Genomic DNA, 23,377 nt, shown 5'->3' with positions numbered 1-23,377 from the left:
CCCGCCGGGGATGGAACGCGCCCCGTCTCCGGCGGGCGGCTTCCGAACGCGGAGGGACGGGCGGTGACCGGCAGGCAGGGCTTCTCCGGCAAGGCGGCGATCTCCGGGATCGGCATGACCGCGCTGTCGCGCGCGTCCGGCCGCACCGAGCTGGAACTGGCCGCCGACGCGTCCCGCGCCGCCCTGGCCGACGCGGGCGTCGACCGGCCCGACGCGATCCTGTGCTACCACCTGGGCGACTCGGCCCCGGTGCCGCACCTGGCCCGCGCGCTGGGGATGCCCGAGGTCGGCTGGCACAACGAAATCTACGGCGGCGGCACGCAGAGCGCATCGATCCTCGCCGACGCCGCCATGCTCGTGGACGCGGGCCTGGCCGAGAACGTCCTGGTCTACCGGGCCCTCAACGGCCGGTCCGGGCGGCGCCTGAACACCCTGGGCCTCCGGCTCGGCGAGGGCGTCGAGGAGCAGTTCACCCGTCCCTACGGCATGGCGGGCCCGGTGCACCAGTTCGCGCTCGCCGGGCAGCGCTACCTGCACGACACCGGCCTGACCGAGGAGCACACCCACGCCGTCGTCGACCAGTCCCGCGCGCACGCCGCCCGCAACCCGCGCGCCATGCGCCGCGACCGCGTCGACCTGCCCGCCTACCTGGCCAGCCCCATGGTCGCCTCGCCGCTGCGCCGCCTGGACTGCTGCCAGGAGACCGACGGGGCGTGCGCGCTGGTCGTCACCCGCGCCGACCGCGCGCCCAACGCGCCGCGCGTGCACGCCGTCGTCCGCGGCGGCGGGCCCGGCGCGTCCGCCATGGACAAGGCCGCGGACGTCACGCGCGTGTTCTCCGCCTACCTCGCCGGACCCCTGTACGCGGCCGCGGGCATGAAACCCGGCCACATCGACGTGGCCCTGCTCTACGACGCCTACAGCTGGCTCGTCCCGCGCCAGCTGGAGGACTTCGGCCTGGCCGCCCGCGGCGACCTGGGGGCCGTGCTGCTCGCGCGGGAGATCGCCTGGAACGGGCGGGTGCCGGTCAACCCGCACGGCGGGCTGCTGGCGGAGGGGTACGTGCACGGCTTGAACAACGTCGCCGAGGCCGTCCGGCAGCTGCGCGGCACGGCCGTCAACCAGGTCGCGGACGCCGCCGTCGCGCTCGTCACCGGATTCGGCGGCGGCTACGGGAGCGCGGCCGTGCTCACGCGCCCGCAGGGGGGATAGCCGGGACGGGGCAGCCGATGGGCAGCGGCCGATGGACGGCGGTCAGCCGATGGACAGGGTCAGCCGATGGACAGGGCGCTGAGGATGGCCTCGCGGAGCTGCTGCGGTGTCGGGGCCTCCAGCAGGCGGGGGCCGCCGCGCAGCGCGACCATCGCCCACCAGGAACCGGTGGCCTCGCCGTACCAGACGCGGACGCCGGGGAACTGCTCCTGCAGGCCGCGGACCAGCGCGGCCCGGAACTCCGCCTCGGGCGGCTCGCCGTGGTCGGCGGCACCCCCTTGAGCCGTCATCGTGCCCCTTTCCCCCCGGTCCACCCTTATGGGGAGCAGCGTCCCGTTGCCGCGGAGCGTCGCTCTGACCAGGCAATATGTAATCGATACCACGATATGCGGGCGGGCGGGCGGAGGAGGCACCGACACTCCGTTTCGGTGCTTTCACCGCTCGGTGGACTGCCCGCGGGGTTAGGGACGAATCCCCCGGGAGGTAATGAAAAACCCGGGCGCCGCAGGGGCGCCCGGGCTCCGCGTGCCGGCGGCTCAGTGGGTGTTGATGCCGTCGAACATGACCTTGAGGTAGTGCTCGGACAGCCCGGCGGCGTCGAGGCGGCCGCCGGGGCGGAACCAGCGGACCGCCACCCAGATGGTGTCGCGGATCATCCGGTAGGTGAGCTTGGGGTCGATGTCGGAGCGGAACAGGCCCTGCTCCTGGCCCGCCCGGATGGTGTCGACCCACATCTTCTCGACCTCGTCCTCGGACTTGGTCAGGTAGTCCAGGCGGTCCTTGAGGTAGTTCCAGTCGTTCTGCATCACCGTGATGGCGGCGCGGTGCGGCTCCAGCGTGCCGAACGCGATCCGCACCAGCCCGGCGATGGTCTCCCGGGGGTCGCGCCCCTCCTCGATGACGGCCCGGTAGGACGACATCACCTCGTCGAAGAATCCCGAGAGGATCTCGTCGACGATCGACTCCTTGGAGCTGAAGTGGTGGTAGAGGCTGCCGGACAGGATGCCGGCCTCCTTGGCGATGTCGCGCACCGTGGTGGCCTGGTAGCCCTTCTCGGCGAACAGTTCGGCCGCGAGCCTGATCAGGTGCTCACGCCGCTCCGAGGCCAGCGCCGGCGAACCGCGGCCGCGGCGGCGGGTGGCGCCCTCACCGGTGGTGCGGGCTTTGGGTCGTCCTGAATTGGTGCTCGTGGTCGTCACCCTCTCATTATGCCGACGCGCCCAACCGCTTGCTCGATCGGCCTGCTCCCACCAGGGTATCGAGTCCCAACAAGCGCTTGGTGGCGCTCGGGCCGCGCGCCGCGGCGGACCGGACCGGCCGTAGGCTCGGACGCATGGCCGATGTGATCGTTTTCGACCTGTACGGGGTGATCGCCCGGACCCAGAGCCCCGAGGCCATCCGGCGGATCGAGAAGACGGCCGGGGTGTCCGGCGGGTCCGCCGCCGCGTTCTGGCAGGCGTACTGGGAGTGCCGTCCCGCCTACGACGCCGGCCAGGACGCCGCGGCCTACTGGGCGGCGGTGGCCGACCGGCTCGGCGCCGCCTTCCCCGACGTCCCCGCCCTGGTCGAGGCCGATCTCGACAGCTGGATCGACGTCGACGAGGCCATGGTCGAACTGGTCGTCGAGCTGGCCGACCGCGGCCGCACCCTCGGCCTGCTGTCCAACATCATCGGCGAGCTGGTGCCGCGCTTCGAGACCCGGCACGGCGAGTGGCTGTCGCGGTTCGCGGCGCTGACCTACTCCTGCCGCATCGGCGTGGCCAAGCCCGACCCGCGCGCCTACCTGATCTGCGCCGAGCGGCTGGGCGTCGCCCCGGGCGAGGTGCTGTTCTTCGACGACCGGGAGGTCAACGTGGTCGCCGCGCGGGAGGCCGGCATGCGCGCCGAGGTGTTCCGCTCGCCCGCCCAGGTACGGGAGCTGGTGCGGCTTCCGTGAGCTTCTCCCGCGTCGCGGCCGAGCTGCGGGCCGCCGGCTGCGTCTTCGCCGAGGACGAGGCGCGCGTGCTCCTCGCCGCCGCCCGCACGTCCGCCGAACTGGACGCCATGGTCGCCCGGCGCGCCGCGGGCGCGCCCCTGGAGCACGTGGTCGGCTGGGCGGAGTTCTGCGGGCTGCGCATCTCCGTCGGCCCCGGCGTGTTCGTCCCGCGCCGCCGCACCGAGTTCCTGGCCCGCCGGGCGGCCGCCCTCGTCCCGCCCGGCGGCGTCGCCGTCGACCTGTGCTGCGGCTCGGGCGCGGTCGGCGCCGTGCTGGCCGCGTCCGCCGCGCGCCCCGACCTGCACGCCGCCGACATCGACCCGGCCGCGGTGGCCTGCGCCCGCCGCAACCTGCCCGCCGCGCACGTGTACGAGGGGGACCTGTTCGACCCGCTGCCGCCCGCGCTGCGCGGCCGGGTGGACGTGCTGGTCGCCAACGTGCCGTACGTCCCCACCGGCGAGGTCGCCCTGCTGCCGCCCGAGGCCCGCGACCACGAGCCGCGGACCGCCCTCGACGGCGGCGCGGACGGCCTGCGGATCGCCCGGCGCGTCATCGCGGCGGCGCCGTCGTGGCTGGCGCCCGGCGGCCGCCTGCTGTTCGAAACCGGCCGCCGCCAGCTCCCGGATGCCCTGCGGGCCGCCGCCGAGCACGGCCTGCGGCCGGAGGCGGCCGCCGACGACGACCTGGACGCCACCATCGTCATCGCCGCCCGCGCCTGACCGGTCACCCGGACGGCGGCAGCTCGCCCTCCGCCGCGCCGCCCGCCTCGGCCGCCTCGGCCAGCCGGCTGCGCAGCGTGCGGACGAGCGCCTCGCTGTGCTCGGTGAGCCGCTCGATGGCCGGGATCGCCAGGTCGTCGCGGACGGTGCCGGCCAGCAGCTCGTCGTACTCGTGCGCCTTGGCGGCCAGCGTCTCCAGATGGCGGTGCGCGCGCAGCGCCTCGTCGGCGGCGCGGGTGCGCTCGGCGTAGCGCTCCAGCGCCTCCACGCGGCGCGTCACGGCCGCCACGGACGCCTCCAGCTTCTCGCGCAGCGGACGCAGCGCCGCCTCCACCTCCGGCAGCCCGGCCGACTCGGAGATCTCCCGCTGCTCGCCGCGCAGCCGGGACTGCCGCGCCAGCACCTGCGCGATCTCCCACTCCTGGCGGGGCAGGGTGACCGCGTTGTCCAGCGCGTCCAAAAGCCCCTCCCGGTTGACCTCCGAGTCGCGCACCGTGTCGACGGCGGCCTGCACGCGGGCCAGCAGCGCGCGGCCCTCCTCGTCGAAGTCCTCGGGCGTCAGATACCGGTCGCGGCGCCGGGCCAGCTCGCGGGCGCGCCGCAGGTCCAGCGAGAACGCCGGGGAGCCGAGCGCGACCAGCATGGCCAGCATCGCCAGCCCCAGCAGCCACAGCGACCCCAGGATGGGCGAGCCGACCAGCCCGATGCCCAGCACGGTCAGCGGGGCCAGCCACATCAGCGGCCGCTGCCGGGCGACGATCCGGTCCAGCTCGGCGCGCAGCGACGGGTCGGCCACCGGGCGCACGTCGGCCGCGCCGCCCTGGCCGTCCTCGCCGCGCGGCGGGGCGATCTTGCGCCAGTACGTCCCGACGTGGGTCTCGAACGCGAAGTCGGTGGGCGCGATCTCGATCTCGGTGGGCCCCGCGGGCAGCGGCCAGGATCCGACCGGCTCGCCCCCGCCCGGCCCGGTGAACCGCACCCACCAGCCGCCCTTGCCGTCCTCGCACCGGTAGCGCCCCGGCGCCACGTCGATGCCGACGAAGAACGTTCCGATTCCTGGGATGGAATTGCTCCAGGCACCACTGGTCACCGGCGACCTCCGAGCCGACCTCTCCGCCGTGTCCCCTCGTTCCCTCCCACGAGGCGCGCCCCGCGGACGTGCTTCTGCACCCGTGCATACGTCCGGCGAGACGATACGGGTTGCTTTACCCAGAACCTGCCGGAGGAAGTCCCGGACGGGCCATGCTCTTGGCACCCGGCGCGGAATGGAATACTCCAGGCGTGCGACCTTCCACCGACCCCTTTGACCAGCCCCCGTGGGCGATGCAGCTGGTGGTGCGCGTCGAGAAGGCGGTTGTGCCTGCGGGGGGACGACCCCCCGCACCCCCCGCCCCTCCGGGAGGCGGACCGCCCGCGCACGGCGCGGTGTGCGCGGCCGCCGCGACCGCGGTCGTGACGCTGCTCACCGACCCCCGGGCGGCCGACCCGGAGGGGGAGTGGCACCCGTCCGTGGCGCGCTGGGAGGCGGGCCGCATCCGCAAGGTGGCGCGGCGGGCCCGCGGGGCGCGGTGGGCGGACGTGCAGCGCCTGCCCGGGGTGACCGTGGATGTGCAGGGCGCGCAGGTCCGGGCGTTCGTGCCCGGCGCCGTCGACGAGGTCCCGCCCGAGATCGCCAAGCTGCAGGTCGCCGGGCTGGACCTGCCCGGCGAGGACGAGCCCAAGCCGCCGCCCGAGCCCCCGTACGCCGCGATCGCGCTGAACCCGGACGCGGCGATGAGCACCGGCAAGGCCGCGGCGCAGAGCGGGCACGCCGCGCACCTGCTGCTGCGTCAGGCGCCCCCGCCGCAGGCGCACGCGTGGATCGAGGGCGGCCTGCGGGTGCACATCGTCCCCGTCCGGCCGGAGGGCCGTCCCGCCGTGGAGGGCGGCGCCGAAAAGGTGCCGTGGCGGCGGTGCGTGGAGCACGCGACGGTCGCGGTGCGCGACGCCGGGTTCACCGAGGTGCCGCCCGGCACGATGACCGCCGCCGGCTGGATCGTCGCCTGAGCGGGGCGCCTAGGCGGACGGCTGCTCCTTCTGCTCGTTCGCCTGCTCCTGCTGCTCCTGCGGTTGCTGCTGCTCCTGTTGTTGCTGAGAAGGCTGCTGAAGCTGCTGCATCAGCCGCGCGCGGCGCTGCTGCCAGCGGTTGAGCGCCTCCAGCGCCAGCTCCTGGGTACGGGTCAGCCCGCTTGGCCGCAGCTCCGAGTCCGGCGAGCCGGAATCCGAGCCGGCGCCCGCGACCGGGCGCTCGGCGGGGCGCGGCAGGGCGCCGCGGCCGACTCTCACCCGCACGCTCAGCGCGTACGACAGGAACAGCAGGAACGCGAACCCGGCCAGGTACAGGGTGTGCTCCACCAGGCCGACCCAGTGGCCCTTGACCACGTCCACCACGGCGAACAGCGCGAACCCGGCCGCCCAGCCGGTGAGCGCGGGCAGCAGCCACACATCCCGCCGCCGGGCCAGGCCCGCCACGGTCAGCGCCACGAGCAGCAGTTCGACGACCTTGACCAGCACCAGCGCCGGGGCGGCCAGGCCGGAGCCGATGTAGTCGGCCAGCTCGGCGCGCCGGTCGTCCCACGAGATCAGCGCGGTGAGCAGGCCGGTCGCCCCGTAGGCGGTGGCGAACACGCCGATCGGGTGGTGGAAGCGGTGCCAGTTGCCGGTGCCCGAAGCCCCCCCGGTCCGGCCCGGCAGCGGCAGGTCGGGCCTGGTGAGCTTCGCGAAACCCTGCGTCATCGGTCTCCTGCCTTTGCTCGCGAGTGCTACGCGCAAGATATCCCGAATGCCCGGCGGGGGGCGGCGATGACCGCGCTGACCTGCCCGAAGTGCTTGCGTCCGTCCCGGTGACGCGTCAGGCTGGCCTGGTCGGGCCGCGCGGAGTCCATGGCGGGGCGCGGGGCGCCCCAGGTTGGAGAAGCGGGATGACGCCTGACGAGATGGCGCCTGACACGGGAACGGCCGCGTTGTCCGCAACGCGGATCGACTATCTGGAGAGGCTCGGCGAGGAGCTGCGGCGGCGGGGGTTGCGCGCGCGGCTCACCGTCCCGCGCGACGGTGCGCCCAGCCTGCACGTGATCAATCCGGCCGCGTCCGTCCTCACGGAGAACATCCTGGTCGAGGACGGCGCGGACGGGTGGTGGTACTGGTGGTCGTGGGCCGAGCGCATCGCGGCCGCCGACGACGTCACCGCCGCGGCCGCCCGCGTCGCGGCGGTCCTGGCCGCGGACTGACCCCGCGCGCCGCATGACGGACCAGACGGCGTGATCATGCAGCCGCCGACGACCGGGCCTGCATGATCACGCTTTTCGCATGCCCTCCCTCCGCCGCCCGCGGCCGCTGCCCCGGGGTGAATGTTGAGGCGGAAAACATTCGGTTCGCGCTGCGGTGATGTGCCGCCGCCCGCCCGGTCGGCTCCCGCAGGCAAGCGACATCCGCTTTGATCTCGCGTTACGGGATTGTTACCGGCTCCAACAAATTCGGTGGCGGCAGCGTCTTGGCGAGCCCGGGGGAGGCGACATATGTTGCGGGGCACAACATACGCGCGGTTCGTGATCCCGGTCACGGTGCCGCGCGCGTCCCACCCCGTCAACCCCCGGCCGCGCCGGCCGCGGCCGACCCCCGAGAAAGGACCCGTGCACATGCGCAAGGGGATCCTCAGCCTCGCCGCCGTCTCCGCGGCGGCGGCGCTCACGCTCACCGCGTGCGGGGACGACTCCGGCGAAGCCTCGTCCGAGTCGTCCAAGGGCAAGATCGGCGTGATCCTCCCGGACACCAAGTCCTCGGTCCGCTACGAGAGCTTCGACCGGCCGTACCTGGAGCAGGCGTTCAAGGCGGCCGGCGTCGAGTACGACATCCAGAACGCCGAGGGCGACACCCAGCGGTTCCAGACCATCGCCGACCAGATGATCACCAACGGTGTCACCGTGCTGGTGGTGGACGGCATCGACTCCAACTCCGCCGCCGCGGTGCAGCGCAAGGCGCAGCAGCAGGGCGTCAAGACGATCGACTACGACCGGCTCACCCTGGGCGGCGTCGCCGACTACTACGTCTCGTTCGACAACGTCAAGGTCGGCGAGGAGCTCGGCAAGGGCCTGCAGAAGTGCCTGGGCGACAAGGACGCCGACATCGTCTACCTCAACGGCGCGGCCACCGACAACAACGCCACCCTCTTCGCCCAGGGCGCGCACAGCGTGCTCGACAAGGTCTCCACCTACAAGAAGGTCGCCGAGCAGGCGGTGCCGAACTGGGACAACCAGCAGGCCGCCACGATCTTCGAGCAGATGTGGACGCAGCAGAACGGCAAGATCGACGGCGTGCTGGCCGCCAACGACGGCGTCGGCAACGCGGCCATCTCGATCCTGAAGAAGAACGGCGAGGCCGGCAAGGTGCCGGTGACCGGCCAGGACGCCACCCTTGAGGGGCTGCAGAACATCCTGGACGGCAACCAGTGCATGACGGTCTACAAGCCGGTCAAGCAGGAGGCCGACGCGGCGGCCAAGCTGGCGGTCGCGCTGATCAAGGGCGAGAAGGCCGAGACCAACGGCACGGTGAACGACCCGCAGGGCAAGCGCAACGTGCCCTCGGTGCTGCTGACCCCCATCGCGGTGTACAAGGAGAACGTCAAGCAGGTCGTGGACGACGGGTTCGTCAAGAAGGACGACCTGTGCAAGGGCGCCTACGCCGCCAAGTGCAAGGACGCCGGAATTCAGTGACCCCTGCGGCGGGCCCCTCCGCTGGGGGCGCGCGCTCCTCCCGCGCCGCACGGCGCAGTGCGCGCCCGGGGCCCGCCGCGGGCCACCCGCTCCCGAAGGGAAACACGTGGCAGACAACGGTGAACCCGTACTCCGGCTGATCGGGGTCAACAAGAGCTTCGGTCCCGTCCACGTCCTGCACGACGTGGACTTCGCCGTGCACCGCGGCGAGGTGATGGCCCTGGTCGGCGACAACGGCGCGGGCAAGTCCACACTGATCAAGAGCATCGCCGGCATCCACCCGATCGACTCGGGGCGCATCGAGTTCGAGGGCCGGCCGGTGCAGATCAGCGGTCCCCGGGACGCCGCGGCGCTCGGCATCGAGGTCGTCTACCAGGACCTGGCCCTCGCCGACAATCTGGACATCGTGCAGAACATGTTCCTCGGCCGGGAACGGCGCCGGGGCATCGTGCTCGACGAGGACTCGATGGAGGAGGCGGCGCGTGAGACGCTGGCCCGGCTGTCGGTCCGCACCGTCAAGTCCGTCCGGCAGCAGGTGGCCAGCCTGTCCGGCGGGCAGCGGCAGACCGTCGCGATCGCCAAGGCCGCGCTGTGGGAGTCGAAGGTGGTCATCCTGGACGAGCCCACCGCGGCGCTCGGCGTGGCGCAGACCCGGCAGGTGCTCGATCTGGTCCGGCGGCTGGCCGACACCGGCCACGCCGTGGTGCTGATCTCGCACAACATGAACGACGTGTTCGAGGTGGCGGACCGCATCACCGCCCTCTACCTGGGCCGGGTGGCCGCCGAGGTGCGGCGCGCCGACGTCACCCACGCCCAGGTCGTCGAACTGATCACCGCGGGCCGGTCCGGCGACCTGGGGCTCGCCCCGGCGACCGCGGCCGAGAACATCTAAAGGAAGATCGCGATGTCCACCGAAATGTCAAAGGGCGCCGCCGCGGCGACGCTGGCGGACTCCGACTTCGCCGTCGACCGCAGGACGCACGACGTGCGGTCGGCCGCGCTCGACTACTGGAGCCGGGTGCGCTCGGGCGACCTCGGCGCGCTTCCGGCGATCCTCGGCCTGGCCGGGCTGGTGGTGCTGTTCACCGCGCTGCGCCCCGAGACCTTCCTGAGCGAGCGCAACATCGCCAACCTGTTCGTCCAGGCGCTGCCGGTGACGATCCTGGCGATGGGCCTGGTGTTCGTGCTGCTGCTCGGCGAGATCGACCTGTCGGCCGGCGTCGCCAGCGGCGTGTGCGCGGCGGTGATGGCCAAGCTCATCGTCGAGGCCGACCAGCCGTGGTACGTGGCGGTGCTGGCGGCGGTGGCCGTCGGCATCGTGATCGGCACCGCCATCGGCTGGCTGGTGGCGGTGATCCGGATACCGTCGTTCGTGGTGACGCTCGCGCTGTTCCTCGGCCTGCAGGGCATCACGCTGCGGCTGATCGGCGAGGGCGGTACGGTGCCGGTGCGCGACGAGGTGATCGTGGCGCTGGCCAACAAGAACATGCCGGTCTGGCTGGGCTGGGTGCTGGCGGTGCTGTGCGCCGTCGGCTACGCCGCGATCCAGCTGGGGCGCTGGCAGCAGCAGCGGGCGCGCAGGCTGGCGGGCCGTCCGCTGCAGCTGGTGGCCGCCCAGTGCGTGGTGGTCGCGCTGGCGCTGCTGTTCGTCACCTACCTGCTCAGCCTGGACCGCGCTCCCAGCCCGCTGATCACGCTGGCGGGCATCCCGTGGGGCGTGCCGCTGGTGGGCGTGCTGCTGATCGTGTGCACGTTCGTGCTGACCCGCACCGCCTACGGGCGGCACATCTACGCCGTCGGCGGCAACGCCGAGGCCGCCCGCCGCGCCGGGATCAACGTGACCCGCATCCGCATGTCCGTGTTCATGATCTGCTCGGGGCTGGCGGCGGTCAGCGGGATCGTGGCCGCGTCCCGGCTGAACTCGGTCACCCCCGACGCCGGCGCGGGCAACACGCTGCTGCTCGGCGTGGGCGCGGCGGTGATCGGCGGGACGAGCCTGTTCGGCGGGCGGGGCAAGGCCCGCGACGCGGTGCTCGGCGGCCTGGTGGTGGCCGTCATCGCCAACGGCCTCGGCCTGCTGGGCGCCAAGGCGTACGCCAACTACCTCATCACCGGGTCGGTGCTGCTGCTGGCGGCCAGCATCGACGCGCTGGCCCGGCGGCGGAGGGCGGCGACGGGGCGGTGAGCCTGCCCGCCCTGTCCGGATGGTTCCCGCGCGGCAGGGGCGGCGGCCGAGCCGGGGACCCGGCCCACGCCGGGTCCCCGGCGGAGGCCCCGACGTGGGCGGGGGCCGGTCCGCCCGCCGCCCGCACGGCTCCGAGCGCCGCTGCCGCAGGCTGGGAAACTGCTAGGCTCACCGGTCAGGACCGCTCCGCCGCCCTCGGCGGGGCGGCACGGTGGGAGCCCCTCGGCATGTCAGCAGTCACGCCCGTCCTGGACCTGCGCGGCGTCCACAAGAGCTTCGGACCCGTCACGGTGCTGCACGACGTCGACTTCGTCGCCTACCCCGGCGAGGTCACCGCGCTGGTCGGCGACAACGGCGCCGGCAAGACCACGCTGGTCAAGTGCATGGCCGGGATCGTGCGGCGGGACCGCGGCGAGTACCTGTTCGAGGGCCGCCCGGTCCGGGTGGACAGCCCCCGCGAGGCGGCCTCGCTCGGCATCGAGGTCGTCCACCAGGACCTGGCCCTGTGCGAGAACCTCGACATCGTGCAGAACCTGTTCCTCGGCCGCGAGCGCCGCCGCGGCATGGTGCTGGACGAGGCCGAGATGGAGGAGGTCGCCGCCGACATCCTGGCCGGGCTGTCGGTGCGGATGACCGGTTCGGTGCGCCAGCCGGTGTGGGCGTTGTCGGGCGGGCAGCGGCAGACCGTCGCGATCGCCCGCGCGGTGCTCGGCGACTCCAAGGTGGTCATCCTGGACGAGCCGTCGTCGGCGCTGGGGGTGGCGCAGACCCGGCAGGTGCTGGAGCTGGTGCGGCGCCTGGCCGACCGCGGCCTGGCGGTGGTGCTGATCTCGCACAACATGAACGACGTGTTCGCGGTGTCCGACCGGATCGCCGCGCTGTACCTCGGCCGGATGGTCGCCCAGGTGCGCACCGCCGACGTCACCCACACCCAGGTGGTCGAGCTGATCACCGCCGGGCGCAGCGCGACCCTGGAGCAGCCGGGCGGGCCGCTCGGCGCGGACGTCCCCTCGCCGGCGGCGGAGCCGCCCGCATGATGAGGGCAGGCCCGTCGCAAGAGGAGATCCGGCGGCACAACCTGGGCGCGCTGCTGCGCTTCGTGCACGTGCGGGGCCCGGCGTCGCGGGCCACCCTCGCCGAGACCCTCGGGCTCAACCGCAGCACGATCATGGCGCTGACGTCCGATCTGACCGCGGCCGGGCTGGTGCGCGAGGAGCTGCCGCGCCGCCCCGGCCGCCGCGCGGGGCGGCCGTCGCTGGTGGTGCGGCCGGAGTCGACGCGGGTGTACGTGCTGGCGTTCGACGTGGGCGTGGACCGGCTCACCGTGGCGCGGGTCGGGCTGGGCGGCGTCATCCTCGACCGCCGCGAGGCCGCCCGCCCCGCCGCGGGCAGCGGCGCCGCCGCCCCGGGGGCGGCGGCCGATCCGCACGAGATGGTGAGCGCGCTGGCGGCGGCGGCGCGCTCGCTGGTGCGCAAGGCCGGGGACGAGGCGACCTGCGTGGGCGCGGCGCTGGCGTTCCCCGGCATCGTGCGCCGCTCCGACGACCGCGTGATGTTCGGCCCGAACCTGGACGTGCGCGGCGTCGCGGTCGGCGAGGTGCTGTCGCGGCGGCTCGGCCTCGGCGTGCCGGTCGCGGTGTGCAACGACGCCAACCTGGGCGCGCTGGCCGAGCACGAGCGCGGCGCGGGCGTGGGCGTCAACGACCTGATCTACCTGCACGGCGACGTGGGCGTCGGCGGCGGCATCATCACCGGCGGGCGCCTGCTGGGCGGCGAGGACGGCTACGGCGGCGAGATCGGCCACATGGTCGTCAACCCGGGCGGCCGCCGCTGCGCCTGCGGTTCGCGCGGCTGCCTGGAGGCCGAGGTCGGCGAGCGCACCCTGCTCGACCTGGCCGGGCGGCGCGAGTCGCCGCAGGTGCCGGGGCGCGAGGCGGTGCGCGCGGTGGTGGACGCGGCGGCGCGCGGCGACGTGGTGGCCCGCGATGCCCTGCACCGGGTCGGCACCTGGCTCGGCCGCGGCGTCGCCGACCTGGTCAACATCTTCAACCCCGGGATGGTCATCTTCGGGGGCACGCTGCGCGACGTCTACCTCGGCGCGGCCGCGCAGGTGCGCAGCGTGCTGGCGACGGGCGCGCTGGCCGCGCCGCGCGAGCGGGTGAAGCTGCGCACGGCCGCGCTGGCGGACGACACCACGCTGGTGGGGGCGGCGGAGTTCGCGTTCGCCGACGTGCTGTCCGACCCCGTCCAGGTGCTGGCGCGGCTGCGCACCACGCCGGAGGACGCGCCGGTCCCGTGAGCGGCGGCGGCCCCGCGGCTCAGCCGCCGGATCAGCGGCCGGCTCAGCCGCCGGATCAGCGGCCGGCTCAGCCGCCGGATCAGCGGCCGGCTCAGCCGTCGAAGCGGCCGTAGCCGCCGTTGTAGAACAGCAGGGGCTCGCCGTCGTGCAGCTTGTCCAGGTGGTGCACCCGCGCCACCACGATCATGTGGTCGCCCGCGACGTGCTGGTCCTCGACCGAGCACTCGATCCACGCCAGCGCCCCGTCGATGACCGGCCCGCCGCTGGGCGAGGCGCTCCAGCCGATGCCGGCGAACTTGTCGCCGCCCTTGGCGGCGAGCTGCCGGCACACGTCCAGCTGGCCCTCGCCCAGGATGTTGACGCACAGGCGGGGCGCGCTGCGCAGCCGCGGCCAGGTGGTGCTGGTGTGCGCCACGCAGAAGGCCACCAGCGGCGGGTCCAGCGACACGGAGGTGAACGAGTTGGCGGCCAGGCCGGTGGGGCGGCCGGCTTCGGCGTCGATGCCGGTGATGGCGACCACCCCGGTCGCGAACCGGCTGAGCACCGACCGGAACCGGGCGGAGTCGACGCCGGTCACCGCCCCGTCGGCCGGGGACGCGGACGAGCCGTTGGGCGATCCGTGCATGCGGCGATCCACTCCCTGGCCTGCGGGGCGCTCGGCCGGGCGGCGCGCGCTCCGGCCGGCCGGCGGCCCGGTGGCCGCCCCGGCCGGCGCGGCCGCGGTCGCGGCGTCGGCCATCGTGCCCGATCCCTTCTCTTAGCCAAGCGCTTGCTTGGACGATAGGGCGGCCCCGTTCGCGGTGTCAAGCCGGGCCGTCTCGGCGCCGTTCGTCGGTGCCGATCTCCTGGGTCGGTCTCCAGGGCCGGTGTCCGGCATTGCGCGGTGCGGGACCGCCCGCCCCCGCGTGCCATTGCAATGCATTCGGCGCCCGGTCGATTCCTGAAAGCAGTCGAATGCGACGAAAGTCCGATCCTGGACCTAGGTCCTTCGGCGGAGTAGAGTCGCGTAAGCAAGCGATTGCTTGGTATGGGAGGGCGGCGTGACGGGCTTGCGCGACCGGACCGCGATCGCCGGGGTCGGCTACACCCCGTTCAGCAAGGACTCGGGGGTGTCCACGCTCACCCTGGCCGTGCGGGCCGTCATGGCCGCCCTGGACGACGCCGGCCTGTCCGTCGACGACGTGGACGCGCTGGCCACCCACCGCGTCGGCGACTCCGTCCCGCCGTGGGTGGTGGCGCCCGCGCTCGGCATTCCCGAGGTGTCCTGGTACCTCGACCAGTTCGGCGGCGGCAGCGTCTCGCACGCGGTGGTCGGCCAGGCCGCCATGGCGGTCGCCGCGGGCGTCGCCGACACGGTCGTGTGCTACCGGGCCATCAACGCGCGGTCGGAGTTCCGCATGGGCGGCACCGGACGCGGCGCCGCCCCCGTCTTCGACGCGCAGTACCAGGCGCCGTACGGCTACTTCGCGCCGCCGCAGCAGTTCGCCATGTTCACCCGCGCGCACATGAACGCCTACGGCACCACGCACGAGCACCTGGGCCGCATCGCCGTGACCCAGCGCGCCAACGCGGTGAAGAACGCCCGCGCGCTCAAACGCGACCCCATCACCCTGGACGACTACCTGGCGTCCCGCTGGATCGCCGAGCCGCTGCGGCTGCTGGACTGCTGCCTGGAGACCGACGGGGCCTGCGCCCTCGTCGTCACCTCCCGCGAACGTGCCCGCGATCTGCGGCGGCCGCCCGTGCTGGTGTCCGGCGCGGCCTGGGGCGGCGGCGACAGCATGTTCTCCGGGACCGGCACCGACTTCACCGTCACCGAGGCCGCCCGCCTCGCCCCCCGCCTGTACGCCATGGCGGGCGTCGGCCCGGCCGACATCGACGTCGCCGAACTGTACGACTGCTTCACCTACTCGGTGCTGGTGCAGCTGGAGGACTACGGCTTTTGCGCCAAGGGCGAGGGCGGCCCGTACGCGGCGTCCGGGGCGATCGCCCTCGACGGCGAACTGCCCGTCAACACCCACGGCGGATTCTTGTCCGAGGGATACGTGCACGGCATCAACCACATCGCCGAGGCCGTCGCCCAGCTGCGCGGCACCGCCGGCGACCGCCAGGTGCCCGGCGCCGAGGTCGCCCTGTCCACCGCCCAGCCGGGATACGTGCTCGCGGGCACCTCGGCGCTGATCCTCAGGAGCGACAGGTGAGCCTTCGGCAGCGTCCCCGCCCCCAGGCCGACCGCGACTCGGCGCCCTGGTGGGCGGCCGTCCGGCGGCACGAGCTGCTCGTGCAGCGCTGTGCGGGCTGCGGCACGCCGCGCTTCCCGGCCCGCGCCGTCTGCAACAGGTGCCGGTCGCTTGCGTACGACTGGACGCCCGCGTCCGGCACCGGCCGCGTCTACAGCTGGATCGTCAACCACCAGGTGTTCCTGCCGTCCATGGCCGACGAGGTGCCGTTCACGGTGCTGCTGGTGCGCCTCGACGACGGTCTCGGCCACGGCGACGACCTGCTGGCCTACGGCAACCTCGTCGACGCCGACCCCGGCGTGCTGCGGCCCGGCCTGCCCGTCGAGGCCGTGTTCGCCGACGTCGACGACGACACCACCCTCGTGCAGTGGCGCCCCCGCCGCTGACAACCCGGCCGGACACCGGCACCCGGTCAGACCTGGCTTTGGCCCTGCCGGTCGCCCAGCAGCCAGCCCTCCGACAGCCGCTCGCGGACCGGGTCGAACGCCATCACCTGCTGCAGCGCGCCGCGCGGCAGGCCGTGCCGGGGACGGCTGCCGAACCAGGCGACCAGGCAGGCGCCGAACAGGATCAGCGCGATCGCCAGGCCGCCGTCCAGCACCACCAGCGTCAGCGCCGACGCCACCAGCAGCGCCAGCGTCAACCACCTGCCCGCCAGGATCGTCCGCCGGTGCCGGACCGCGCACGAGGCGCAGCGCGGCACCTTGATCGCGATCCGCTGCCAGTTGTAGCGCATGTAGGGGCCGGCGTACTCGGTGCGCAGGTTGCCCCACATCTTCTGCTCGTGGGTGCTGGGCAGGTGGGTGGGGTTGACCCGGCAGAACCAGCACGTGGCGAACAGCAGGTTGCTGCGGGCGGCGGCCAGGTTCTCCTCGATGCGCGTGCGGACCGACTCGGTGGTGGCCAGCGGCAGCGCCTGGTCCAGTAGCGCGACGGTGGTCCGCCAGTCGTCGGTGGCGCGGGCGTAGGGCACCAGGCAGCGCAGCACGCGGGAGGCGATCTCGTCGCCCGCGCCCTGGATGACCGGGTCCCCATCGTCCAGCAGCACGCCCAGCATGCCGAGCAGCGACGTGGACTGCTCCAGGAACCGCGCAGTCACCTCGGCGCCGCGGTCCGGGGCGGCGTCGATGGTGCGCTCGGCGTTCTCGCCCAGCGACCGCAGCCGGGCCGTCTCGGGCTCCACCGCGCGGGCCAGCACCTCCATGACCGTCGCCGTGGCGAACCCGGACCGCCGCATCAGGGCGACCTGCACGGCCGCGTCGCCGTACCGGCCGTCGCGGGCGGCGCGCACGGCCAGCCGGGCGTTGATCGACAGCAGTGCGGCGGGCAGCCGCGACCGCATCCGCGTCGCGGTCTCCAGGGTCAGCCGCGGATCGGCGATCTGGGTGACGCGGGTGTCCACCCGGGCCCACACCGCCGGATCGGCGACCACCCGCGACCAGTAGGCGAACGCCTTCTCCCACAGCGCCCGGCCGTCCGGGTCGAGACCGCCGCCGTGCTCCTGCCCGGCCGCCCGGTCCAGGGCCCGCACATGGGCCAGCACCGCCAGGTTGTGCGCGGCGGTCGCCGGGTCGGCCGAGGACTCCTGCCACAGGCGCTCGGCGGTGTCGGCGTCGCCGCGCCGCAGCGCGGCCAGCGCCTCGTCGGGGCCGCCGTCGCGGGACGGCCAGAACCAGAAGAACTCGTCCTCCAGCCGGCGCGCCGGATCGCGCAGCCGCTGCATGGCCTGGTCGGTGACGGTCGCGTCCGGAGGCGGCGACAGCGGCAGGACCGCCGTGCCGGGCCCCTGGGAGACCCCGAGCCGCTCCTTGAGCCGCAGCTCCTCCGAACGCCGCCGGATGTCGCGGGCCGTGGCGTCCACCGACAGCCCCGTGATCCGGAAGGCGTTCTCGCGGTACAGCTCCGGCCCCACCTCGTCGAAGAACACGCTCACCCCTCGCCCGTCGCGGAGATCCGCAGGGTCACCGTCCGGTTGCGCGCCGCGGCGTCGGCGCCTTCGCCCCGGTACGGCGGCAGCGCGCCGCCCAGGCTCGCCACCGAGATGCGGGCCGTGGGCACGCCGGACGCCTCGCGCAGCACCTCGCGGGCGACCGTGGCGCGGGCCAGGCCGAGCTCCATGTTCCCGGCGTACTCGCCGCCCGCGCGCAGCGGCGAGGCGTCGGTGTGGCCGATGACGGTCACCTCCAGGCGGCCTGCGGCCGGACGCAGCCGCGCGCCGAGCGCGGCGAGCACGGCCCGGCCGTCGGCCGACAGCACCGCGTCGCGGCGGAACAGCCCGCGCCGGAACGTCACCGAGATCTCCCCGGGCGACCGCCGTGCGCGCACGCCCGGCACCTGCAGGTCGAGACCGTCCAGCGTCGCGGCCGCGTCGGGGGTGTTGGAGGGCGACGGGGACGCCGGGACGGTCACGGGCGCGGCGGCGGGCGCTGCGGGCTCGCGGTCGCCGCCGCCGAACCGGATGTCGATCAGCAGCGCGAGCATGACCAGCGCCACCAGCGGCACGCCCACGCGCCGCGCCAGCGTGCCGACCGCGACCGGGCCGCGCGCGCCGCCGGCGCGGATGGCGGCGATGCGCGCCCGCGCCGCGGCGAACTCCGCGGTGCCGGGGGCGAGACGCTCGGCCTCGGCCCAGCACCGGTCGGCCTCGTCCAGGTCGCCCTGCTGGGCGTGGATGCGGGCCAGCAGGTCGAGCGTCACGGCGTCCGGGTCGGACGCGCGCAGCAGCTCCTCTGCCTCGGCGTAGCGTCCGTGCCGGGCCAGCGTCCGGGCTTGGGCGAGCGTCACCTCGCGGGCGGCGCGCAGCAGCGCGTGCGGCCCGTCCGGAGTCTCGTGCGCCGGCTCGCTCACGGCGGGCGGGGCGGCGCCGTTCATCGGCCCCGCCGGACGGTGCTGAACGGGTCGGGCGGGGGCGGCGGCGACGGCAGCATGTCGCGCAGCTGCTCGTTGACGTGCCGCAGCGTGGCGACATCGCCGGTCTCGGCGGCCCGCCGGCCCGTGGCGACCAGCTGGGCGGCCTCGTTCGGGTCGCGCATCTCCGGCTGCAGCACCTGCAGCTCGTCGAACGCCAGGTACTGCAGGTCGCCGGTCTCGTCCAGCACCTGGATCACCAGCGTGCGCAGCTCGTCCACGCGCTGCCGCAGCAGCACCGCGTCGTGCGCCGTGATCGCCTCCTGGATCGCGTTCTCGGCGGCCGCCAGCAGCTGCCGGTGCTGGGGCCGCCCGCGCTGGGTGACGATCTCGCGTGCGGCCGGCACGACCTCGCGCGCCTCCTGCACCAGCATCGGCCACTCCAGCGCATCCTCGACCTCGTCGATGGCGGCCTTGAGGTCCAGCAGCCGCTTGCCGCAGGTGACGGCCGCGTCGGTGTCGACCCGGGCGGCCTCGACCATCGCCGCCACATCCTCGACGATCTTCTCGGCGTCGATGCGCGCCAGCACCTGCAGCGCGGGCGGGTCGTCCAGCTCGGTCGCCAGCCGCCGCGCCGCCGCCAGCCGGCGCTTCTCGGCCTCGGCCTCGCGGGCCAGCTCGGCGTGCTCGGGGACGGTCTCGGTGCGCAGGTTGATCGCGTGCTCGAACTCCTCGTCCAGGATCGGGACGTAGGCGCGCGCGACCACCAGCCGCGACTCGTCGATCACGATGGTCAGATCGACCTCGCTGCCCTCGGGCACGTCCCGCCGCACCTGGCCGGGCGAGACCTCCAGGCGGCCGATGCGGCGGTTGCGGTCGGCGCGGTCGTACTCGCCCTCCAGCACCGGGATGCGGATCATGCCCTCGCCCTGGCCGCGGCTGATGCCGACCGTGGTGCGCAGCAGGATCCGGCGCCGCGCGGGCAGCGGCGTGCCGCGTTTGATCAGCCACTCCACCTCGTTGCCGTCCAGGCCCACCCCGATGGAGTGGGTGAGCGGCGGCTGGGTGTCGACGACTCCGACCGTGTAGGTGAGCTCGTCCGGTGTCACCTGGCGGGCGGCGCCGGTGGCGTCGGTGAGCTCGATGCGGAAGGTGTTGGCGCGGCCCCGCTCGGCCCACAGCGTCGTGACGAACGTCCCGTCCGGCGACAGCTCGATCCGTCCGCTGCGCCACACCGGCTTGGCCTCGGGGTTGACGAACTCGATCGACAGCCCGGCGGTGGGCCCGCCGGTCACCCGGCCGCCGACGAACGGCTCGGTGTCGGGGCCGACCGGGCGGTACTCCAGCTCGACGGCGTACTGCCCGGTGGGCGGCGGCGCGGCCGGGACGGCGGTGTCCGCCAGCCGCTGCGTCCCCGCGAAGATCGCCGCACCGCGCGCCACCGCCGTGATCGGGTCCTTGCTGTGGTCCAGGGCGATGCCCAGGCCCTCGGCGGGGTCGGCGAGGCGCTCGCGCAGGTACGGCGACAGCGTCGGCCCGCCCACCAGCAGCACCTTCTCGATGTCGCCGGGGCCGAGCCCGCTCTCGGCCAGCGCCTTGCGGCACAGGTTGATCGACCGGACGATGAACGGCTCGGCCAGCCGCTCGACGTCGGCGCGGGTCAGGTCGATGTCGATCTCGTAGGTGCGGCCCTCGGCGTCCCTGAGCTCGTCGAAGATGTTCACCGAGTCGGCCTGCGACAGCCGGATCTTGGCGGCCTCGGCGGCCAGCTTGAGCTTGTTGACCGCGCCCAGCCAGCGCGGCTTGCCGCGGCCCAGGTCGGTCAGCCCGTGCTCGCGCGCCACCGCCGGGATCAGCAGCTCCTCGACGATCGCCCAGTCGATGAGCTTGCCGCCCAGAAAGTTGTCGCCCCGGTGGTTGACGACGGTGAACTCGCCGTCCCGCACGTTGATCACGGCGGCGTCGAAGGTGCCGCCGCCCAGGTCGTACACCAGCCAGAACACGTTGTCGGCGGCGGACTGGAACCCGTAGGCCAGCGCGGCGGCGGTGGGCTCCTGCAGCAGCGGGGCGTGCGTCAGCCCGGCCAGCGCGGCCGCGCGGCGGGTGGCGTCGCAGGCGCTCAGGTCGAACGCCGCCGGGACGGTGATGACGGCGGCGGAGATTTCCTCGCCGGTGCGCTGCGCCACGTCCCGCTTGAGCGACTTGAGGACCGCGGCCGACATCTCCTCCGGTGACAGCGTCCGCCCGCTGGCCTCGAACAGCTTGTCCTGGCCGGTGGTGCCCATGCGCAGCTTGAATTCCACGCAGGTGTTGGCGACGTCCTGCTCGCTGCGCTTGCGGGCGATGTCACCGACGTACAGCCGGTCGCGACGGTCGATCATCACCGCGGACGGCGTGGTGTCGGCGTTGTCGTTGTTCTTGATGATCTCGGTGTCGACGCCGTTCAGCCGGGCGATGGCGCTGTTGGTGGTGCCGAGGTCGATGCCGAAGTCGATGGTGGTCCTGGTCATCGGCGGTGCGGTTCCTTAGGGTCCGGGGGTCGGCTGGTCGGAGGAGGCGGGCGTGCCGACGATCACCTCGCCCCGCTGGACGACGCGGTCGTGCAGGTAGACGCTGGGCCGGACGGTCTCCACCACCTGCTCGCGGGACAGGCCCGGTGTCGGCTGGAAGGCCACCACGGTCAGCGCCAGCCCGGAGTCGAACGGGGTGTTCAGATGGTCCTGGATCTGCACGCCGGCCTCGGCGAGGGCGTCCCACGCCGACTCCAGGTGGCGGACGACGGCTCGCGGCGGTTCCACCGGCGAATCGGCGAGCTTGCTGCGCAGCCGCCAGATGCTGGTCGCCACGTCGGCCACCGCGCGTCCTGGCAGGCCGGGCGGTGTTTCGGGCGTCGTATCAGGCGTCGTATCAGGCGTCGTTTCAGGCGTCGTTCCGGGAGGCGTTTCGGGGTCGGTTTCGCGGTCCGGTTCCGGGTTTCGTGCGGCGGTGTCGGTCTGCTGTCCGGTGTCAGGATTTGCCGCGGTTTTCCCGGTCGGGGACCGGTTTTCTGAAGGGCCGGCGGGCGGTTCGGCGCCGGTGTCGCGGGCCGCGGCCAGGTCGGCGAGGACGGCCAGCGCCTCCGCGGGCCACATGCTCGACCGGATCCGAAATTCCTTGGGCTGCCGCCACTGCCGGAGCACGGCTCCGGCGTCGGCCACCACGCGCCCCGCCCGCATTTCCCGCGTTCCCCCAGTTCACAGATGCACCGCGACGAAACGCGATTGTCGCAGTCGGTGGCGGGGAAGTCCAGAGCGATCATCTCCCCCCGGCCGCGCCGCCTTTGCGCAGCGCAATGAATGGCCTGGTGAAAGCGCTGGTGATTGCGAATCGGCGGCTGTGCGACCCCGCGAATTCACCTTCCCGTGGCCGGGGCCGGCGCCGTCCGGCAGTCGTCCGCCCCCCCCGCCGACCGGTGCCGCCGGCCGGTGCCGCCGGCCGGTGTCCGCGGGCAGGTCACGGCCCTTCCTGGGCGGCGCGGGCGTGCAGCGCCGGTTTGTCGATCTTGCCGTTGGCGTTGACCGGAAGCGCGTCCACCAGCACCACCCGGCGCGGCACCTTGTAGTTGGACATGTTGGCGCGGGCCCAGGCGATGATCTCCGCGGGGTCCGGTGCCGTCCCGGGCGCCGGCACCACGTAGGCCCGGCCGACCTCGCCGTGCCGCTCGTCCGGCACCCCGATCACCGCGGCCTGCGCGACGAGCGGGCAGCGCAGCAGCAGGGCCTCGATCTCGGCGGGGTAGGCGTTGAAACCGGAGACGATGAACATCTCCTTCTTGCGGTCCACGATCGTCACGTTGCCCGCCTCGTCCAGCGTGCCGATGTCACCGGTGTGCAGCCAGCCGTCGGCGTCGACCGCCTCGGCCGTGCGCGCCGGGTCGTCCCAGTAGCCGCGCATCACGCCGTAGCCGCCGACCAGGATCTCGCCGCGCTCGCCGGGCGGCAGGTCCTTGCCGTCGTCGTCGACGATCCGCACGCTCACCCCGGGCACCGGACGTCCGGTGGAGGCCGCGATCACCTCGACCGGGTCCTCCGGCCGGGTCATCGACACCACGGTGCCCTCCATCAGCCCGTAGGCGTTGATCACGCGTTCCACGCCGGCCTCGCCGACCATGCGGCGGATCAGGTCGGGCGGCACCGCCGCCGCCCCGCAGATCGCCACCCGCAGCGACGACAGGTCCCGTCCCGGCAGCCCGTCCAGGATCCGCAAGAACATGGGCGGCGCCCCGGCCAGCACGCTGACGCGGTCGCGTTCGATCAGGTCCAGCAGGTCGTCCGGCCGGAACACCGCGACCGGCATCATGGTGGCGCGGCGCAGCACGCAGGCCAGCAGCCCGGCGTTGATGCCGAAGCCGTGCGAGAACGGGGCGATGACCGGGTACCGGTCGCCCTCGCGCAGCGTGACGATCTCGGCCCAGTCCCAGTAGCCGCGCAGCAGCTGCTCGTGGTGGAGCATGACGCCCTTGGGCGCGCCGGTCGTGCCGGACGTGGCCATGATCTCGGCGAGGTCGTCCGGGCCGACGGCGGCCGCCCGCTCCTCGGCGGCCTCCGCCGGCACCGACGCGCCGCCCGCGAGGAGGTCCCGCCAGGCCAGCACGCCGGGGCGGCCGGGGGCGCCGGCCGGCGGCAGGACGACCACGCGGGCGAGGTCGGGCAGGTCGCGGAAGGGACGGCCGTCCGCCGGCTCCCCGGCGACGTCGGCCAGCATGCCGAGCTGGGAGACGTCCATGAACCCCTCGGCGACCAGCAGCGCCTTGGCGCCCACCTTGCGGAGCATCTCGGCCGCCTCGATGCCCCGGAACCGCGTCGACAGCGGCGCGATGATCGCCCCGGTGTCCCAGATGCCGTACGCGGCGGCCACCCAGTCGGGGGTGTTGGGCGCCCACACCGCCACCCGGTCGCCGGGGGAGACGCCCAGCGCGATCAGACCCCGCGCCACCGCGCGGGCGCGTTCGGACAGTTGCGACAGCGTCAGGGAGACGCCCCCGGCGCGCACCACCTCCACGTGCCCGTGCCGGGCGGTCTGGTCCCGCAGCATCCGCGGGATCGTCCCCCAGGCGGGTACCGGTTCCAACTGCATTGCGCCTCCTCCGGAGAGAGGACCAGCCGCCCCG

Annotated in this window: 22 protein-coding genes; 12 read left to right on the top strand and 10 right to left on the bottom strand. The window is 74.0% G+C overall.

The window, feature by feature from the left end:
• Positions 1 to 63 precede the first annotated feature (63 nt).
• Entirely contained in the window at positions 64 to 1,212 is a 1,149-nt protein-coding gene (locus tag QSK22_RS07005) for a thiolase C-terminal domain-containing protein (RefSeq protein WP_285493164.1), read from the top strand.
• A 59-nt stretch (positions 1,213 to 1,271) separates the two neighbouring features.
• Here the strand turns inward: QSK22_RS07005 and QSK22_RS07000 are convergent, their stop codons facing one another.
• Both QSK22_RS07000 and QSK22_RS06995 read right to left on the bottom strand, forming a co-directional pair.
• Positions 1,272 to 1,502, bottom strand: a complete 231-nt coding sequence (locus QSK22_RS07000) for a hypothetical protein (protein WP_285493163.1) — start codon at positions 1,500 to 1,502, stop codon at positions 1,272 to 1,274.
• A 246-nt stretch (positions 1,503 to 1,748) separates the two neighbouring features.
• The gene (locus tag QSK22_RS06995) at positions 1,749 to 2,411 is read right to left on the bottom strand and encodes a TetR/AcrR family transcriptional regulator (protein ID WP_285493162.1); all 663 of its coding nucleotides are present in this window, start codon (positions 2,409 to 2,411) and stop codon (positions 1,749 to 1,751) included.
• Between the two features lie 134 nt (positions 2,412 to 2,545).
• On the opposite strand from QSK22_RS06995, the gene QSK22_RS06990 reads away from it, so the two are divergent.
• The gene (locus tag QSK22_RS06990) at positions 2,546 to 3,148 is read left to right on the top strand and encodes an HAD family hydrolase (protein ID WP_285493161.1); all 603 of its coding nucleotides are present in this window, start codon (positions 2,546 to 2,548) and stop codon (positions 3,146 to 3,148) included.
• On the top strand, positions 3,145 to 3,906 hold the full coding sequence (locus tag QSK22_RS06985; protein ID WP_285493160.1) for a putative protein N(5)-glutamine methyltransferase: 762 nt from the start codon (positions 3,145 to 3,147) through the stop codon (positions 3,904 to 3,906). The genes QSK22_RS06990 and QSK22_RS06985 overlap by 4 nt, the downstream gene beginning before the upstream one ends.
• A gap of 4 nt (positions 3,907 to 3,910) precedes the next feature.
• Here QSK22_RS06985 and QSK22_RS06980 read toward each other — a convergent pair whose 3' ends face one another.
• Positions 3,911 to 4,996: an Rv1352/Rv1906c domain-containing protein gene (locus tag QSK22_RS06980; RefSeq protein WP_285493159.1), complete on the bottom strand. Its 1,086-nt coding sequence runs from the start codon at positions 4,994 to 4,996 to the stop codon at positions 3,911 to 3,913.
• Positions 4,997 to 5,187: 191 nt separating this feature from the next.
• On the opposite strand from QSK22_RS06980, the gene QSK22_RS06975 reads away from it, so the two are divergent.
• Positions 5,188 to 5,952: a peptidyl-tRNA hydrolase gene (locus QSK22_RS06975; protein ID WP_285493158.1), complete on the top strand. Its 765-nt coding sequence runs from the start codon at positions 5,188 to 5,190 to the stop codon at positions 5,950 to 5,952.
• Between the two features lie 9 nt (positions 5,953 to 5,961).
• Here the strand turns inward: QSK22_RS06975 and QSK22_RS06970 are convergent, their stop codons facing one another.
• Positions 5,962 to 6,681, bottom strand: coding sequence for a hypothetical protein (locus QSK22_RS06970; RefSeq protein ID WP_285493157.1), 720 nt, complete (start codon positions 6,679 to 6,681; stop codon positions 5,962 to 5,964).
• A gap of 185 nt (positions 6,682 to 6,866) precedes the next feature.
• Between QSK22_RS06970 and QSK22_RS06965 the strand changes: the two genes are divergently transcribed.
• From QSK22_RS06965 to QSK22_RS06940, 6 genes are all read left to right on the top strand, one after another.
• The gene (locus tag QSK22_RS06965; RefSeq protein ID WP_285493156.1) at positions 6,867 to 7,175 is read left to right on the top strand and encodes a hypothetical protein; all 309 of its coding nucleotides are present in this window, start codon (positions 6,867 to 6,869) and stop codon (positions 7,173 to 7,175) included.
• 408 nt (positions 7,176 to 7,583) lie between these two features.
• The gene (locus QSK22_RS06960) at positions 7,584 to 8,657 is read left to right on the top strand and encodes a sugar ABC transporter substrate-binding protein (RefSeq protein WP_285493155.1); all 1,074 of its coding nucleotides are present in this window, start codon (positions 7,584 to 7,586) and stop codon (positions 8,655 to 8,657) included.
• A 106-nt stretch (positions 8,658 to 8,763) separates the two neighbouring features.
• Positions 8,764 to 9,549: an ATP-binding cassette domain-containing protein gene (locus QSK22_RS06955; RefSeq protein WP_285493154.1), complete on the top strand. Its 786-nt coding sequence runs from the start codon at positions 8,764 to 8,766 to the stop codon at positions 9,547 to 9,549.
• Positions 9,550 to 9,561: 12 nt separating this feature from the next.
• A complete protein-coding gene (locus QSK22_RS06950; protein WP_285493153.1) occupies positions 9,562 to 10,842 on the top strand; it encodes a sugar ABC transporter permease in 1,281 nt (426 codons plus the stop codon).
• A gap of 227 nt (positions 10,843 to 11,069) precedes the next feature.
• Positions 11,070 to 11,879 (top strand): ATP-binding cassette domain-containing protein, encoded by an 810-nt coding sequence (locus QSK22_RS06945; RefSeq protein ID WP_285493152.1) that lies wholly within the window; start codon positions 11,070 to 11,072, stop codon positions 11,877 to 11,879.
• Positions 11,879 to 13,141 (top strand): ROK family transcriptional regulator, encoded by a 1,263-nt coding sequence (locus QSK22_RS06940; RefSeq protein WP_285493326.1) that lies wholly within the window; start codon positions 11,879 to 11,881, stop codon positions 13,139 to 13,141. The genes QSK22_RS06945 and QSK22_RS06940 overlap by 1 nt, the downstream gene beginning before the upstream one ends.
• A 91-nt stretch (positions 13,142 to 13,232) precedes the next feature.
• On the opposite strand, the gene QSK22_RS06935 is transcribed toward QSK22_RS06940, so the two are convergent.
• Positions 13,233 to 13,766 (bottom strand): flavin reductase family protein, encoded by a 534-nt coding sequence (locus tag QSK22_RS06935; protein WP_285493151.1) that lies wholly within the window; start codon positions 13,764 to 13,766, stop codon positions 13,233 to 13,235.
• Positions 13,767 to 14,181: 415 nt separating this feature from the next.
• Between QSK22_RS06935 and QSK22_RS06930 the strand changes: the two genes are divergently transcribed.
• Together QSK22_RS06930 and QSK22_RS06925 are read left to right on the top strand one after the other, a co-directional pair.
• Complete coding sequence (locus tag QSK22_RS06930) at positions 14,182 to 15,342, top strand: thiolase C-terminal domain-containing protein (RefSeq protein WP_285493150.1); 1,161 nt, start codon at positions 14,182 to 14,184, stop codon at positions 15,340 to 15,342.
• Entirely contained in the window at positions 15,339 to 15,767 is a 429-nt protein-coding gene (locus QSK22_RS06925; protein ID WP_285493149.1) for a Zn-ribbon domain-containing OB-fold protein, read from the top strand. Before QSK22_RS06930 ends, QSK22_RS06925 begins: the two co-directional genes overlap by 4 nt.
• 26 nt (positions 15,768 to 15,793) lie before the next feature.
• Here the strand turns inward: QSK22_RS06925 and QSK22_RS06920 are convergent, their stop codons facing one another.
• The 5 genes from QSK22_RS06920 to QSK22_RS06900 all read right to left on the bottom strand — a co-directional run bounded on the left by QSK22_RS06920 (position 15,794) and on the right by QSK22_RS06900 (position 23,343).
• Positions 15,794 to 17,308 (bottom strand): hypothetical protein, encoded by a 1,515-nt coding sequence (locus tag QSK22_RS06920; RefSeq protein WP_285493148.1) that lies wholly within the window; start codon positions 17,306 to 17,308, stop codon positions 15,794 to 15,796.
• A 2-nt stretch (positions 17,309 to 17,310) separates the two neighbouring features.
• Positions 17,311 to 18,252, bottom strand: a complete 942-nt coding sequence (locus QSK22_RS06915; protein WP_285493147.1) for an OmpA family protein — start codon at positions 18,250 to 18,252, stop codon at positions 17,311 to 17,313.
• Positions 18,249 to 20,738 carry an Hsp70 family protein gene (locus tag QSK22_RS06910; protein WP_285493146.1) on the bottom strand — a complete coding sequence of 830 codons (2,490 nt, stop codon included), beginning with the start codon at positions 20,736 to 20,738 and terminating at the stop codon, positions 18,249 to 18,251. The genes QSK22_RS06915 and QSK22_RS06910 overlap by 4 nt, the downstream gene beginning before the upstream one ends.
• Positions 20,739 to 20,753: 15 nt before the next feature.
• Positions 20,754 to 21,074, bottom strand: a complete 321-nt coding sequence (locus tag QSK22_RS06905) for a nucleotide exchange factor GrpE (RefSeq protein WP_285493145.1) — start codon at positions 21,072 to 21,074, stop codon at positions 20,754 to 20,756.
• A gap of 646 nt (positions 21,075 to 21,720) precedes the next feature.
• The gene (locus QSK22_RS06900; RefSeq protein ID WP_285493144.1) at positions 21,721 to 23,343 is read right to left on the bottom strand and encodes an AMP-binding protein; all 1,623 of its coding nucleotides are present in this window, start codon (positions 23,341 to 23,343) and stop codon (positions 21,721 to 21,723) included.
• Between the last annotated feature and the right edge of the window lie 34 nt (positions 23,344 to 23,377).

It is taken from the genome of Actinomadura sp. NBRC 104425 (assembly GCF_030269545.1).
GTDB lineage: Bacteria > Actinomycetota > Actinomycetes > Streptosporangiales > Streptosporangiaceae > Spirillospora > Spirillospora keratinilytica.
The sequence above is the reverse complement of the archived record's forward strand: the minus strand, read 5'-3'. Positions and strand labels throughout refer to the sequence as shown.